The organism is Parasporobacterium paucivorans DSM 15970 (genome assembly GCF_900141895.1).
In the GTDB taxonomy this organism is placed as follows: Bacteria; Bacillota; Clostridia; order Lachnospirales; family Lachnospiraceae; genus Parasporobacterium; species Parasporobacterium paucivorans.
Genome location: NZ_FQYT01000012.1, coordinates 53,784 through 68,682, shown reverse-complemented (window position 1 = coordinate 68,682; position 14,899 = coordinate 53,784). Strand labels below are relative to the sequence as shown.

The 14,899-nt window shown below is 43.9% G+C and carries 14 protein-coding genes and 1 other annotated feature; of the genes, 8 read left to right on the top strand and 6 right to left on the bottom strand.

The window, feature by feature from the left end; all coding sequences use genetic code 11:
• Nucleotides 1-10: 10 nt before the first annotated feature.
• The 4 genes from BUA79_RS06785 (at nucleotide 11) to BUA79_RS06770 (ending at nucleotide 4,108) form a co-directional block, all read left to right on the top strand.
• Nucleotides 11-1,192 (top strand): MFS transporter, encoded by a 1,182-nt coding sequence (locus tag BUA79_RS06785; RefSeq protein ID WP_073993616.1) that lies wholly within the window; start codon nucleotides 11-13, stop codon nucleotides 1,190-1,192.
• Nucleotides 1,193-1,281: 89 nt separating this feature from the next.
• Entirely contained in the window at nucleotides 1,282-1,764 is a 483-nt protein-coding gene (locus BUA79_RS06780) for a hypothetical protein (protein ID WP_073993615.1), read from the top strand.
• Between the two features lie 250 nt (nucleotides 1,765-2,014).
• Nucleotides 2,015-2,506: a universal stress protein gene (locus BUA79_RS06775; protein WP_073993614.1), complete on the top strand. Its 492-nt coding sequence runs from the start codon at nucleotides 2,015-2,017 to the stop codon at nucleotides 2,504-2,506.
• Between the two features lie 111 nt (nucleotides 2,507-2,617).
• Nucleotides 2,618-4,108, top strand: coding sequence for a sodium:proton antiporter (locus BUA79_RS06770; RefSeq protein ID WP_242941656.1), 1,491 nt, complete (start codon nucleotides 2,618-2,620; stop codon nucleotides 4,106-4,108).
• 137 nt (nucleotides 4,109-4,245) lie between these two features.
• On the opposite strand, the gene BUA79_RS06765 is transcribed toward BUA79_RS06770, so the two are convergent.
• Nucleotides 4,246-5,529, bottom strand: coding sequence for an ABC transporter substrate-binding protein (locus BUA79_RS06765; protein ID WP_073993613.1), 1,284 nt, complete (start codon nucleotides 5,527-5,529; stop codon nucleotides 4,246-4,248).
• A gap of 364 nt (nucleotides 5,530-5,893) precedes the next feature.
• On the opposite strand from BUA79_RS06765, the gene BUA79_RS06760 reads away from it, so the two are divergent.
• The 4 genes from BUA79_RS06760 (at nucleotide 5,894) to BUA79_RS06745 (ending at nucleotide 8,972) form a co-directional block, all read left to right on the top strand.
• Entirely contained in the window at nucleotides 5,894-6,670 is a 777-nt protein-coding gene (locus BUA79_RS06760) for an enoyl-CoA hydratase-related protein (protein ID WP_073993612.1), read from the top strand.
• Between the two features lie 30 nt (nucleotides 6,671-6,700).
• On the top strand, nucleotides 6,701-7,633 hold the full coding sequence (locus BUA79_RS06755) for a tRNA dihydrouridine synthase (protein ID WP_073993611.1): 933 nt from the start codon (nucleotides 6,701-6,703) through the stop codon (nucleotides 7,631-7,633).
• A gap of 84 nt (nucleotides 7,634-7,717) precedes the next feature.
• The gene (locus tag BUA79_RS06750; protein ID WP_073993610.1) at nucleotides 7,718-8,479 is read left to right on the top strand and encodes an SDR family oxidoreductase; all 762 of its coding nucleotides are present in this window, start codon (nucleotides 7,718-7,720) and stop codon (nucleotides 8,477-8,479) included.
• Nucleotides 8,480-8,576: 97 nt separating this feature from the next.
• Nucleotides 8,577-8,972 carry a hypothetical protein gene (locus BUA79_RS06745; RefSeq protein WP_073993609.1) on the top strand — a complete coding sequence of 132 codons (396 nt, stop codon included), beginning with the start codon at nucleotides 8,577-8,579 and terminating at the stop codon, nucleotides 8,970-8,972.
• 175 nt (nucleotides 8,973-9,147) lie between these two features.
• Here BUA79_RS06745 and BUA79_RS06740 read toward each other — a convergent pair whose 3' ends face one another.
• The 5 genes from BUA79_RS06740 to BUA79_RS06715 all read right to left on the bottom strand — a co-directional run bounded on the left by BUA79_RS06740 (nucleotide 9,148) and on the right by BUA79_RS06715 (nucleotide 14,684).
• The gene (locus tag BUA79_RS06740) at nucleotides 9,148-10,383 is read right to left on the bottom strand and encodes a phenylacetate--CoA ligase family protein (protein WP_073993608.1); all 1,236 of its coding nucleotides are present in this window, start codon (nucleotides 10,381-10,383) and stop codon (nucleotides 9,148-9,150) included.
• Nucleotide 10,384: 1 nt separating this feature from the next.
• Nucleotides 10,385-10,978: an indolepyruvate oxidoreductase subunit beta gene (locus BUA79_RS06735; protein WP_073993607.1), complete on the bottom strand. Its 594-nt coding sequence runs from the start codon at nucleotides 10,976-10,978 to the stop codon at nucleotides 10,385-10,387.
• Entirely contained in the window at nucleotides 10,971-12,767 is a 1,797-nt protein-coding gene (gene iorA / locus BUA79_RS06730) for an indolepyruvate ferredoxin oxidoreductase subunit alpha (protein WP_073993606.1), read from the bottom strand. Before iorA ends, BUA79_RS06735 begins: the two co-directional genes overlap by 8 nt.
• A 46-nt stretch (nucleotides 12,768-12,813) precedes the next feature.
• Nucleotides 12,814-13,062, bottom strand: a binding site (T-box leader).
• 117 nt (nucleotides 13,063-13,179) lie between these two features.
• Nucleotides 13,180-14,019 carry a histidinol-phosphatase HisJ family protein gene (locus tag BUA79_RS06720; protein ID WP_073993604.1) on the bottom strand — a complete coding sequence of 280 codons (840 nt, stop codon included), beginning with the start codon at nucleotides 14,017-14,019 and terminating at the stop codon, nucleotides 13,180-13,182.
• A gap of 104 nt (nucleotides 14,020-14,123) precedes the next feature.
• A complete protein-coding gene (locus BUA79_RS06715) occupies nucleotides 14,124-14,684 on the bottom strand; it encodes a hypothetical protein (RefSeq protein WP_073993603.1) in 561 nt (186 codons plus the stop codon).
• Nucleotides 14,685-14,899 lie beyond the last annotated feature (215 nt).

Below are 14,899 nucleotides of genomic sequence, written 5' to 3'. Positions count from 1 at the left end.
GGGAGAATATATGAGAAAGAAAAACAACAACAAGGGCATTGTGGTTTTCCTGGCTTTTATTATTTATTTCATAGCCATATATCCGCAATATCAGCTCTCTCCTCTGTCCTATCTGATTATTCCTGAGTTTAAACTGACGGCAGTTCAGTTTTCGGGAATATTTACTGCGGCCATGATATCGGGAATATTTCTGAGTTTGTTTGCAGGTCTTCTTAGCGACAAAATCGGAATAAAGAAAAGTATCAGCATTGGGGTAATCATATCAACCGTGGCAATTGTCCTGCGGATATTTTCCAATGATTATACAACCCTCATGTTAAGTATGGCTTTTGCAGGAATCGTAAGTACATTTATGAATTCCAACATCGCAAAATATTTAGGTGCCTGGTATTCAAACGAAAAATTAGGTTCTATGGCGGGGTTGGCCATGGCGGGATCCTCTGTGGGAATGGCCGTGGGAATGAGCACAAGCGCTTTTTTTCCAAGTGTAAAGACAGCATTTTCCTTTGCGGCCGTCCTTACAGGTATAATTGCAGCAGTCTGGCTTGTCTTTGGCCGAGATAAGGAAAAGGAACCAGATAACGGAAAAGAAATGTCCCGTGTGTCTATTATAAAAGGTTTGAAAGTTGTGGTAAAGAACAGACAGATATGGTTTATCGGCACATGTCTGATGTTTCTGATGGGAGCCAATATTTCCGTCAGCGCATTTCTTCCGTTGGCCTTACAAGTGAGCCGGGGAATAACTCCCAAAGCTGCAGGAGTTGTCGCCTCCACACTTATGATCGGTGCGCTCGCCGGGTCGGTGCTGGGACCTGTCATCTGCAGGAAAATGGGGAATACAAGGATGTTTCTGGTGATTTGCGGTGCAGCCGGAGCCCTGGGGGCGGCAGGTGCCTGGCTCCTTCCGTCAGGAATCATAATGATTGCTGGCCTGTTTATCACTGGTTTTTTGTTCAGCTCCATGCTCCCGATTTTGATTTCTCTACCCATATCAATACCAGAAATCGGGCAAGACTATGCCGGGACGGCAGGCGGTTTTGCAGCGACTTTGCAGCTGCTGGGATGCGTGCTTATACCCACATACATTATAACACCTATAGCCGGTATGAATTATCATTTACTGATGGTTCTGGCCGGCGCCAGCGCCCTTGCCTCTGCAACCTGCGCCTTTTTTATATACAGACGGACTTGACGGGTATTTGCTGTGCAAGTATTATTATATAGAGTTCTTCTGTCAGCGATTGATGAAGGAAGCTCCAAAAAAGTTGGAAGGATATAAATATGAAACCAAGCGATTATTTTAAAACCATGGAAGAGGTCAAGGCATACGTGGAAGGGCAGAGACCTTACCTGTCCGACGAGGAATATAAATCTCTGAAACTGGCAACCGGTCTGAACGAACAGATGGGTAAGCACGTGGAAATAGAAGGGGTCGGGCAGATTGATAAAACCATTGCTCCAATCATTATATTACTGAACCAATGTGGATATTGTACAAATTCAAGCTGCTCAGGTCTGAAATCCGAGCATGAGGAGTGGAAGGACTACGATTTCAGGGGATATATAGCGGTTGTGGATGATGGTGATGAGATAAAGAAAAACAAATTGAGAGACATTGTGTCAGCTCTTCCTTTTAGTTTTGAAGAAGAAGAAGTGTATCTGAAACAGGCATATATTGTCCGTGTGTCAGGAACCGATGAGCATAAGAACAAATCATGGGAGATGCTTCAAAAAAAATTGGAGGAGTGTCTGGCTCTCGAATGAAAAAATGTACTCAAAAAAATACACACAAATAAAACGAATTGTATTGTAACTCGTTTATATACATGTTACAATTTAGAAAAGTAAATATATGTTTTTTTGGTGGAGTCTGTCAAAGGTTATTTGTTGTTTCAACCTTTTGATGGGCTATTTTTATGTAAAAATATTCACGAATGAGATTCAAGGCATGGCACAGATTATGGTCAGTTGACTGATCTGAAAATAAAAAATCGAAAAGAAAGGCGATGATTAAATGTTCAAAAAGATTCTTGTTGGCACTGATGGTTCGCAAAGCTCAAAAGCAGCTTTGACAAAAGCAGCAGATATTGCCCGTGCAAGTCATTGTGAGATTATTTTGCTTAATGTGACTTTAACGAGCGAAGCACACTGGGGGTATGCTCCCTTCGGAATGATTGATGATGATAAGCTGAGGGAGATTGGCCAAAAAATTATTGATGAAACAATGGAAGGAATCGATTTCACAGATATTGAACTTACCAAAAAAGTCCGCCTGGGATCTCCAGAACTTGAGATTCTCGCTGAATCCAGTGATGAAGATGTAGATCTGATCGTCATGGGAAGCAAAGGTATCGGGCTGTTTGCCGGTACAATGTTAGGCTCAGTCTCAGAGAGGGTATTGAAAACTGCTCTGTGTCCGGTACTGATCGTCAAAGATGCGAATTCTCTTGAGAAATTGAGAGCACACAGTGTTGAAGAATATGAGAAACATATTAATAAAAAATAAATTAATGTGAGTTGAAAAGGGGAGAGAACAATATAACTTTGTAACATTAGAGATGGGGACTAATGTTGCATGCCACTTTTAATTAGTAAAAACTGGAAGGAACCCATATTCGTGAGATTAAAAAAAATATCCATTACAACAATTTTAACTTTTATTTCAATTTTTGCCATCAACAGCGTCGTATTTGCGTCAACCGGTTCTTCTGATGAAGAACTGGGTACCAGGCTCCCAATCTGGAGCATTCTTCCTTTCGTGTGCATGCTGCTTTCTATTGCTATTCTGCCTCTGGTTAATGGTCATTGGTGGGAGCATAACCAGGCGAAAATCAGTGCCTTATGGGCGTTAGTATTTTTGATTCCATTCCTTATTGTATTTGGTGTTAAAGAAATGATGTCGGGATTAGTACATAGTATCATTCTGGATTATATACCCTTTATAGTTCTTCTCTTTGGGTTGTTTGTAGTCACCGGAGGAATTTCGTTGCGTGGCACTTTAAATGGGACCCCTAACGTTAATATCACCATATTGGTGATAGGGACAGTTCTGGCCAGCTGGGTCGGGACCACCGGAGCAGGGATGCTCATGATACGGCCATTGCTTAGGGCAAACAAGTGGAGAAAATCCAAGACGCATATATTTGTATTTTTTATCTTTCTTATCTGCAACATTGGAGGATCACTGACTCCGATTGGAGACCCTCCATTGTTTTTAGGGTTTTTGAGAGGAGTGCCATTTTTCTGGACAATGAAACTTATTCTCCCTATGGCCTTAAATTCAATTATACTTCTGATTGCTTTTTACATATTAGACAGGCGGGCATATAAGAAAGATATGGCCGCATATCCGGAGAGCATGGCAAAAGCTGCGGCGGAGAAGAAGGAGCCATTAAAGATTGACGGTCTTCATAACGTCATCTTCCTGGCAATGATTATTGGCTCAGTTATTTTGAGCGGTATCCTGAGTAAAAACCCGGCATTTGCTGATCAGTCCACCGGTTTGAATAAAGGAATCACAATTATGACAATTCATGGTCATGGTATCGTCATTCCCTATATCAACTTCATAAGAGACACCATTATTCTGATTGCGGCATTCCTGTCCATGAAGACCACATCGAGAGGGATCCGGATGAATAATAATTTTACCTGGGCTCCAATTAAGGAAGTAGCAATATTGTTTGCCGGTATCTTTATTACGATGATTCCTGCACTTGCTATCCTTGGAGCGCGCGGGTCTGAATTGGGGTTAACCAGGCCTGCTCACTTTTTTTGGGCTTCAGGAATATTATCCAGCTTTCTGGATAACGCACCGACTTATCTGGTGTTTATGACGACGTCCGCCAGCCTGGGGGCTACAAGCGGAATAGCAACAACGATGGGGACGATTGCACCAGACATGTTGCTGGCAGTATCCTGCGGTGCAGTTTTTATGGGAGCAAATACCTATATTGGCAATGCCCCCAATTTCATGGTACGCTCGATAGCGGAAGAAAATGAAGTGAAAATGCCAGGTTTCTTTGGATATATTGGTTGGTCCATGACATTTCTAATACCATTATTTATTTTAAATACATTATTATTTTTCAATCCATTCGTGCAATAGAAATCAATAAGGGATAGTCGCGAAACAACGGATTTATAGTTAGGGAGCGATGATCTATTTTTGAAATAAAAAAGAGCTTTTGCTCCATGGATGAATTTACTCACCCATTTCGCAAAAGCTCCTTTATATTCATTTAGTTAGTTGCTGGTTTGCAAAGTTCCTGTAAGTGCAATTTCAGGATATCCGTCGTTGGTGACTATTTTAAGTTCTAATTCGCCGTTTGCGTTTTTCTGCCATTGTCCACCTACTACCGGTGTTGCGCAGTGATTATCATCGTCGAATTTAATTGGTCCAACGAGGCTGGTCATGTCTGTTGCGTCCATTGCCTGGCGGATCGTTTCTTTGTCAAGTGATGCGGCTCTTTTGAGGATATCGATGGCAACTTCAATAGAAGCATATTTATAACCCATTGGCTGTGTCCATTCGGTTCCGGTTGCAGCAGTCCATAAATCTGTGATTTCTCTTCCTGTCTGACCGGTGAGGGAGGATACATAAGGATGATCAGGTGTCCACCAGATTTCTGTTGTTACACCGTTGGCGTTGTCAACTCCAAGTGCCATTGTATCTGATTTGAAGAGCAGTGCTTTACCCATAGTAACCATTTTAGGTTTAAAGTTCAGCTGCTGGCACTGGCTCCAGAAAGTTGCAAAGTCAGGAGTGATGTTGACGCCTGTAACGATTTCAACGCCTTTATCCTTGAAGTCTTTGATTATGGAGGTGTAGTCATTGGTTCCGCTTGTGACAAATCCTGGATCTACCATTCCAAATCCGTCTTTCTTGAACCCTTTTGCAAATATTGGGGAAAAGGTGGTTCCATCTGGATCGTTAGGGAAGACAACGCCTACTTTAGCGCCCTTGAGGCCGGCTTTTTCCCAGATGCTTTCAAATGTTTTGTAGATAGAATCGACTTTCCAGAATGCATGGTAGCTCCATACGTGTTTTCCGCTGGCAAGCCACGCGTCTGAGGCTGCATCCATTGAGAGGCATGGAACTCCGTAACGTTCAGCAACTGCGGAAACAGGATTTACTGTGTCAGGAGTATGTCTTACAACGAGCATGTCGACTTTGTTTTCCGTAACAAGTTTAGTGGCAGCTTCGCTGGCTTTTGTCTGGCTGCTCTCTGTATCCATGAAGATAAGTTCTACGGGGAGTTTTTTGTCGAGTTCTTTAATGTAGATACCGCCCTGGTCGTTGATTGCCTTTGCAGCCAATTCCTCTATGAATGGGCTTCCGGTGCCAAAGTTTGCCAGGCCGCCGGTGAGAGGAACGGGTACACCTATTTTGATACTGGTTCTTTCGCTGTTGTCTGTGGTGTCGGATGTGTTCCCAGTGTTTGTTCCGCCGGTGCCGCATCCAATCAGACTAACGGAAAGAATGGATATGAGGCAGACGAGTAATGTGAAGAGTTTAGTTTTTTTCATTTTTATTGCTCCTTTCAAGCACTTTTCAGGCCATCGACCTTTATTAAACACATTGTATCACATAGTATTCAGATTATTTATCCAGAGGGAGTGAGCATTCATATACTTAGTGGATTAATCCAAAGAGTTGTTTATTAATTCGTCTGGTGGATAAGTTGGATGGATTGAAATTATTCTTGAATAAAATTCTAAAAGGAGTAGAATAAATATAACGATTCCCCCGATTAAGGGGCTTGTCGTATGGGCTCGGCTTTAGGCAGATGCACGGAAAAAATTTTCATTTTAGGCCCAAAAACAGAATCAACAGTCATTCTAAAATAGAATACTATTGATGAAATGATCTAAATATGAGGAGGTACTTTTTATGGAATTTATTTTGTATGAACAAAAGGGAAATGTTGGAATAATCACACTGAACCGGCCAAAGGCGCTGAATGCGCTTAATTCCGTGGTGTTGAAGGAACTTGGACAGACGTTTGATGCCGTGGATATGGAGACTGTGAGAGCCGTCATCATTACAGGTGCCGGTGAGAAATCCTTTGTTGCAGGGGCGGACATCGGGGAGATGTCTGCGTTGACGAAAAGCATGGGTGAAGAGTTCGGGAAAGTGGGGAATGATGTATTCCGTAAAATTGAATTATTTCCAATCCCGGTAATTGCTGCCATAAATGGTTTTGCCCTGGGCGGCGGCTGTGAATTAGCTATGAGCTGTGATATAAGACTGTGCTCTGACAATGCGGTATTTGGTCAGCCCGAGACCGGTCTGGGAATCACGCCCGGATTTGGAGGAACCCAGAGACTTGCCAGGATAGTAGGAGTAGGGAAAGCGAAAGAGCTGATATATACATGCTCTAACATCAAGGCAGATGAAGCTCTCCGGGTTGGCCTCGTGAATGCGGTTTATCCTTTGGGAGAGCTGATGGAAGCGGCAGAGAAAATGGCTGGAAAGATCGCGAGAAACGCACCGATTGCAGTAAGGGCATCCAAACAAGCTATAAATGAAGGACTTCAGACGGATATGGACAGCGCCCTGGTAATAGAAGAAAAATTATTTGGCAACTGCTTTGAAACCGAAGATCAAAAGGAAGGAATGAAGGCATTCCTGGAAAAACGGAAAGTCGACAAGTATTTGAACCGGTAATATAAGCGAACTAAAAAGGAGTCATTATTTATGAAGTTGTATTTTGCACCCATGGAAGGCGTAACAGGATATTTATACAGAAATGCACATTTTGCCTGTTACAATAACACAGATAAATATTTTTCTCCTTTTATAGTTCCGAGCAGGAGTAAGGGATTTAAAAACAGGGACTTAAATGATATTCTTCCGGAGAACAACAGAGGATACGAACTGGTTCCCCAGATTCTTACCAATAATGCGGAGGATTTCATTTATGCCGCAGAGAAAATAAAAATCCTTGGATATAAGGAAGTAAACTTAAATCTGGGTTGTCCTTCCGGAACAGTGGTGTCCAAGAATAAAGGATCCGGATTTCTTGCCCTGCGGGATGAACTGGACCGGTTTTTGGACAGAATTTTCTCGGAAAATGTCATGGACATCTCCATAAAAACCAGGATAGGCAAGGACAATCCGGAGGAGTTTCGGGAACTGATGAAAATATACAATAAATACGCGATGAAAGAGCTGATTATTCATCCCCGGGTTCAGAAAGATTTTTATAAAAACCGTCCAAACCGGGAGGTCTTTGGGGAGGCGCTGGCAATAAGCCGTAATCCGGTATGTTATAATGGGGATATTTTCACCAGAGAGGATTTCGAGGAGTTTAAGATAGACTTTCCTGAAGTGGATAGAATCATGCTGGGAAGAGGACTTGTGGCAAACCCCGGGCTTGCCTGGGAAATCCAGAAAAAAGAGGTTCCAGGCAGAGAGGTTATCAAAACTTTTCATGACAGAATCTATGAAGACTACAAAGGGATCCTTTTCGGAGACAGGAATATCCTGTTTAAGATGAAGGAACTATGGGCCTATATGATTGAGCTGTTCCCTGACAGTGAAAAATACATCAAGAGGATCAGGAAATCGGAGCGCCTGCATGATTATGATGCAGCCGTCGAAACCCTTTTTTCGGATTTGCTGAATTGACAAAGGTATTAATCAATTGCAACTGTATTGAAATTTGAACATGATATCTATGTAGATTAAGTTACGTACAGGAGGATGGATAAAATGGGAAGAATTGAGAATCAGGTAGCTGTTGTCACGGGCGCAGCCAGCGGCATGGGAAAGGCAATTGCAATATTATTTGCAAAGGAGGGCGCCAAAGTTGTGGTGGCTGACATGAAGCTGGAAGCAGCACAGGCTGTAGTGGATGAAATTGTAGCAGCCGGAGGTATGGCTTTGGCGGTAGCAGCGAATGTTACAAGTGAAGAAGATGTCCAGAATATGATTGATGCGGCAGTATCGGTGTATGGAACATTGGATATCCTTGTAAATAATGCCGGAATCATGGACAATTTCGAACCGGTCGAAGCGGTAACGGATGAACGCTGGCAGGCCATCATGGAAGTTAACGCCATGGGACCGGTCAGAGCCATGAGAAAAGCTATCCCCATTTTTAAAGAGAAAAAGCATGGCGTTATTGTAAATATTGCTTCTGCTGGCGGACTGCATGGCTCCAGGGCGGGAGTTATATATACGGCGTCCAAACATGCCCTTGTTGGTGTTACAAGGAATGTGGGCTTCCAGTATGCGAATTTGGGAATCCGATGCAATGCAATCGCTCCGGGGGCTGTAGCAACGAATATCGGGAAAAGCATTTATGCGCCAAATCAATTCGGTATGGAGAGGGCATTTGCCGGAATGAATTTGAATCCAAGAGTGGGTGAAGCGGAAGAAATTGCCAAGGCGGCATTGTTTCTGGCAAGCGATGAAGCTTCCTTCGTAAACGCCACTACGCTTGTCGCTGATGGCGGATGGACCGCTTATTGATCTGCTAAATTAATTAAAAGAATAAAGACCATCACAGATAAATATTTGCCTGCAGATGGTCTTTTTTGTTATAATAGAAACAGAGGGGGGTATGTGAATGAAAACTATAATAAAAGAGATATTGTTCGGTATTTTAATATTCATTATTATCATGATTCTGGAATTTCTCGTTACCCTGCCGTTCGGAGAAGCGGGTGTGGAGAATATGAGCCATGAACAGCTGCGACCGCATCTTAATCGAGAATTTCTTTTGACGGCCCTGCCGGCAGGTATAGTGACCTTTTTGTTTGCCTGGCTGCTCAAAACGGATACCAGGGCATCAGCGGTCAGAAGAAGCTGTGTCTGGATCGTAATAGCCCTTGTTCTGTATCTGCTGATGGGAATAGGCAACAGCAACCTGGATGTATTGTTCACAAATTTCGGTATGTATGTCTTATTAATCTGCATATTTCTGGGACCTCTCGTATTTGCTGCAATCAAACGTTTGAAATAGTGTAATGCTTCTATATCATTTTCACACTGAACAGGCAAAAAAGGAAGAATTGCTCTCAAACCCCCAAATGAATATCATATACATCAGAAACCTGGTGGGTGTGGAAAGAGAAGGTTTTAATGTTAGAACCGGCCGGGCGTAATGCCCGGCCGGTTCTGTGTATGCTTGGAGGAAGCTAATATCTGTTGTCAAAAACCCGTGTGGATTTCTTTTCGCTCCGGGGGAGCTCGCCCATCTCCACGGCAATGGGAATAACGGTAATCCCTACCTTGGATTTAAAGGCATCCCGGACTTCTGCTTCCAGAGAATCCTTGGAGGCATCTGCATTGGTTTCAAAATATAAGGAAATGATGTCTTTTCCATTCAGGTGATCAATCATGACCTGGTATTCGCTGCTCACGCCGTCGATATATCGGAGCACGTCTTCAATCTGTCCAGGATAAATATTCACGCCTTTCACCTTGACCATGTCATCGGAACGTCCGATTAAAGTGTCAATTCTGGGGAATGGACTGCCACATGGACATTCGCCGGGAATGATCCTGGTCAGATCATGGGTACGGTACCGAATCAAGGGGGCACCTTCCTTGCGCAGTGTGGTGATGACAAGTTCTCCGATTTCACCGTTCGGCAATACTTTCCCGGTTTTCGGGTCTATAATCTCAAAGTAAACGTAATCATCCCAATAATGCATCCCGCATTCGTGTTCGCAGCTCATGCCGATGCCAGGACCATATATTTCTGTCAGACCGTATATGTCATACAGGTGGACTCCAAGTTCATTGGCAATCCTCTTACGCATCTTTTCGCCCCATCGTTCGGAACCGATTACTCCTACCCGTAGGTGGATTTTATCACGGATTCCTCTTTTTTCGATTTCCTCAGCCAGAAGAAGAGCGTAGGAAGATGTGGCGCAGAGCACTGTGCTTTTCATGTCCATCATCATCTGGAGCTGTTTATCAGTGTTTCCTGGACCCATGGGAATAACCAGGCTGCCTAAAAGCTCTGCACCATTCTGGAAACCGATTCCGGCGGTCCAAAGGCCATATCCCGGAGTTATGTGGATTCTGTCGTTTTCAGTGATTCCGGCCATTTCGTAGCAACGCTTAAACATGATGGCCCAGTCTTCGACGTCCGTCTTTGTATAAGGGATAATGACGGGGGTGCCGGTAGTCCCGGACGAAGAATGGATGCGGACGATGTCCTTTTCCGGAACAGCTGCAATTCCCAAAGGATAGCATTCTCTTAATTCGTCCTTATTTGTGAATGGAAGTGCTTCGAAGTCTTCCTGGGTCAGGAATTTGTCCAAATCCACTTCTGCGAATTTTTTACTGTACAGATGATTTTCTAAAGTTTTTAAATGTCTGATTTTTTCTTTAATCTGCTCGAATTGGTCCTGTCTTAACTTCATTTTATGCCCCTTTTCCGGCCAGCGCCTGTGCCCCAAGCTTCACGGCCTTATGATTTAACTCCCTGAATTTCTCGGGTATTTTTTCATCGATTATAGATTCCAGGTCACTAAGCCCGATTCCCAGAATTCCTGTACTGACAGCAGCTCCCAACAGGGCCATATTCAGTATTTTTGATGTACCGCATTCTTTTACGATAGAATCCGTATCAATAACGATGACGTTTATGCCGGTTTCTTTCAAATAATCGATCATTTCTGCGGCCTCATATACACTGTTGGAAAGAGATGCGGTGGTAGGGCTGATAGCGTGGGCGCTTACGAGAACGGTTCCGTCTTTCTTTAAATATGCCAGAGAACGGACGGCTTCTCCCGGTTCAAAGCCGATGATCAGATCAGCCTGGCGCAGGGGGATAAGGGGTGAATGCATGTTTTCTCCGATTCTTACATGGCTGACGACGCATCCGCCTCTTTGTGCCATGCCGATCGTTTCGGCCGTATGTGCTGGAAGACCTTTATTTAAGGCACAGCCTGCCAAGAGCTTCGAGGCAAGTACTGTTCCCTGCCCGCCTACGCCAGCTAATAAACAGTTAATCATTTATGTCACCTCCTATGGCATCGAATGGGCAAATCTGTGCACATATGGTGCAGCCGTAGCAAAGGGATGGATCTATCTGTACCTTCGTTCCGGATTTAATGATGGCCGGACATCCAAGCTCCCGGATACATTTCCTGCATCCGGTGCATTTATCTTCATCCACCTTAAGCAGCGGGGCAGGCTTGATGATGGCAATACAAGGTGATTTGAATATAATGGATTTTGTTCCCTTCTTCGAAGCGGCCCGTTCAACAGCTTTGGCGGCTTCGTCCAGATTGAAGGGATCCACAATCTGTATATCACTCACGCCGACTGCCTCCAATATGGCGGGAATGGAGATCTTGTCCGTGATATTGCCCATCATGGTCTTTCCTGTCCCCGGATGAGGCTGATGGCCCGTCATGGCAGTTGTGGAGTTATCCAGGACAACCAGGATCATATCCGTTTCATTATATACGCTGTTTATTATCCCTGTGATTCCTGAGTGGAAGAAAGTTGAATCCCCGATGAAGGCAAAGTTCACCGTATCGGGTTCAGCGTGGTGGATTCCCTGGGTGATGGTTACGCCGGCACCCATACACAGACAGGTGTCGACCATGTCCAGCGGCATGGCATTGCCCAGGGTATAGCAGCCTATATCCCCGGCGAAGACAGCCTTTCGGCCTTTCATTGCCTGTTTCACGGCGTAAAAGGATGCGCGGTGAGGACAGCCGGCACAGAGTACGGGTGGTCTGACGGGAAGAGCCGGCATATTCGCAAGCACTTCAGGCTTTTCGTAAGGAATATCCAGATAAAGGGAAAGTACCTGCGCGATGCTTTCACAGCTGTTTTCTCCGGCCTGTTTCACATTTCCCGTCCGTTTTCCTTTTATATCCAGATGGATATGGTGTATACCGCAAAGATAAACAAGTTCTTTTTCGATGACCGGATCCAGCTCTTCCAGCACAAGCACTTCATCCACAGATTGTAAAAATTCCAGGGCAAGTTTTTCCGGGAAGGGATGAGGAGTTCCGATTTTCAGAAGTCTGCATTCTGCACCCAGAAGTGAAAGAGCTTCCTTCGTGTAGGCGTAGCTGACACCGGCGCTTACGACTCCTTTTCGGCCGCTTCCTTCGATGAAATTAAACCGGTATCCAGAAAAATCGTCTCCAATAACCGGATTGCGGGCTTCAATGTTCAGATGAGCTTCATAGGAGAGTTTCGGGAAGATGACCCATTTAGGATCCTTTTTGAAGCCTTCCAATGTATTTTTGTAAAGTTCACTCTTCATTTTTATGGGTGCATACGCATGGCAAACTCTCGTAGTCGGTCTCATTATGACGGGAGTACCGTACTTTTCTGAGTATGCGAATGCATCACCCATCATCTCATATGCTTCTTCAGGGGAGGAGGGATCAAAAACCGGCAGCTTGGAATATATCCCGAAATGACGCGTGTCCTGTTCTGTCTGGGAGGAAATCGGGCCTGGGTCATCTGCGACAAGAACTACCATTCCTCCCTTGATGCCTACGTAGGCGAGGCACATAAGGGGATCGGAGGCAACATTCAGGCCTACCTGTTTCATGGTGACCAGACTCCTCTTTCCGGCATAGGAAGCTCCTGCAGCTACCTCCAGCGCCACCTTTTCATTCACAGACCATTCCACGTACAGACTTTCGCCTGCATGGGAAGAAATGGTTTCCAGCACCTCTGATGAAGGAGTACCGGGATATCCGGATACGACCTGTACACCGGCATGGATTGCGCCCATGGCCATGGCCTGATTACCCATTATTAATTTCAACGACATTTTCATTAGCACCTTTCTTGAAAAAATATAAAAAAGTCCCTGCCCCAAAAGGGACAAAGACTAAACGCTCTGCGGTACCACCCAAATTGCCTGCATTGCAGACCACTTTATCATATATCCGCATAGGATATATGCCCTGTTGATAACGGATGGGGCTCCCGTCAGCTATTACTTGCAATTGCTTTCCTGCTGCCCTCATGAGCCCATTCGGAAAATTTCGTGATATTGCAATCTCAGCACCTGCAATTCTCTGTAAACACAAAAAAAACTTACTCTTCTCAATCAGCGGTTTGAATTTTTATAAGTATATCTAAATCAAAAATAAAAGTCAAGGATTGTTTGGTACCTGACACCATGAACAAAATGTGAACAAAAAAATAAGAACCTTAGTCCTCATTTTTGCAATTCTCTTTCAGGCTGTCCTTTGTGCCTGGAACCAGAATGTTTTCTCCTGTGCAATCCGGATCATTTCCGGCTTTCTTTTTTCATAGACTGTCATATATTCAAATCCTGCAGTCCGAAGGAGCTCTACCGCATCCGCAATCCCTGCACCTACATCGAAGTGATTATGTGCATCGGAACCAAGGGTTATTATTTCTCCGCCCAGCTCTTTATAAAACCTGAGTATATCATATCCCGGCATGCACTCCTTTGCGCTCTGCCTGAGCCCGGATGTGTTTATTTCTATCCCCTTTCCATTTTCAATAAGGGTTTTCAGGATATTCTCCAGTTTTTCCCTGTAATGGATCAGCTTTGCTTCAATGTTGTATCTGGAAGCATATCTTTTTACCAGATCCAGGTGACCGATGCAGTCAAATTTGTTCCACCCGGCCAGATTCTCCAGTTCCGTCAGATACTTTCCGCAGTTGTCGTCCAGATTTTCCCTGCTGTATACCAGGTCTCCAAAATCTGTATTGTCCGACATTTTGTGGGCGGATGCAATGACATAATCGTAATTGTGGTTCTCAATCAGACTTAGTGAATACTCAGGAAATACATGAGGTTGTCCCAATTCCACTGCCGTTTTGATTTTAATCTTCTGCCCAAACATCTCATTGGCTTCTTTGATTTCCCTAAAATATTTCTCCGCATCATATGACGGATATGCTTCATTTCCCAATGTAGGTTCAAAATGATCTGATATGGCAATTTCCCTTAACCCCTTTCCTGCGGCGGCAGTGCTCATTTTCATGATACTGTCCTGGCCATCTGTAGAATGATCCGAGTGCATGTGATAATCGAATAAATACATACTCTTCCTTCTTTCTTTTTACATATTCCATTGTCCTGACATAATTAATCTTACAACCCAAGAGTAAAAATATGGCATTCTGCATGTAAAATCATTTCGGCTATTCAATTTGTTCTGCACAGCACGTCTTCATTGATTCTGTTCTGATATATGACAAAGTATCTTTCACACCCGTTGATTCTGCATTTGAGAAGGTCTCCGCTACGTTCATACGATCCCTGTGTATTTCCCATAGAAAGCTGTCCATCAGCGCTGAAACGTAATTCTTCGCCATCTTTCGTGCATACGGCATCGAAGCGGTCTGTCAGCGGAATGAATCCCACATAAGAATACTCTTCCGGGATGAGCAGGTCTCCGGATATGGTATATTCAGTGTTTATAATTCCGTCCATCTCCGAAATTACAACCGTATCATAACCCGTTGTACTATAAGTTCCATATATGAATCCGTCGGGTTCAAAAGACAAGTATCGGGTAGTGGTTCCGGATCCGGACTTCGCGTCATTCGCTGCAAGCTCATAATAGCTGGAAGCCCCGGGAAACTTATATGTTCCATCAAGTACCAGGTGCGGCTCCTTATCAAATCCAATAAGTATTGATATGGATGAAAGCAGTATAAGACAACCTACCATGGACATAATAAGTTTATTTTTTATGGATACCATTCTATCACCTTCCTGCATACCGATCATTATGTAAAAAGGACAAGCATTTGTGCGCTTGCCCGACGCTCATTTCGGTTTATCTTAGCTTCTTCAATATACATTTCAAAAGTAAAAATTGTATTTGGACTTATGTAAAAAGCTTGTAAAGAGAAATATTGCAAAAAAAATACCCAGATTTTATGCAAACAATATATTTGTGATTTATTGTAGGATGC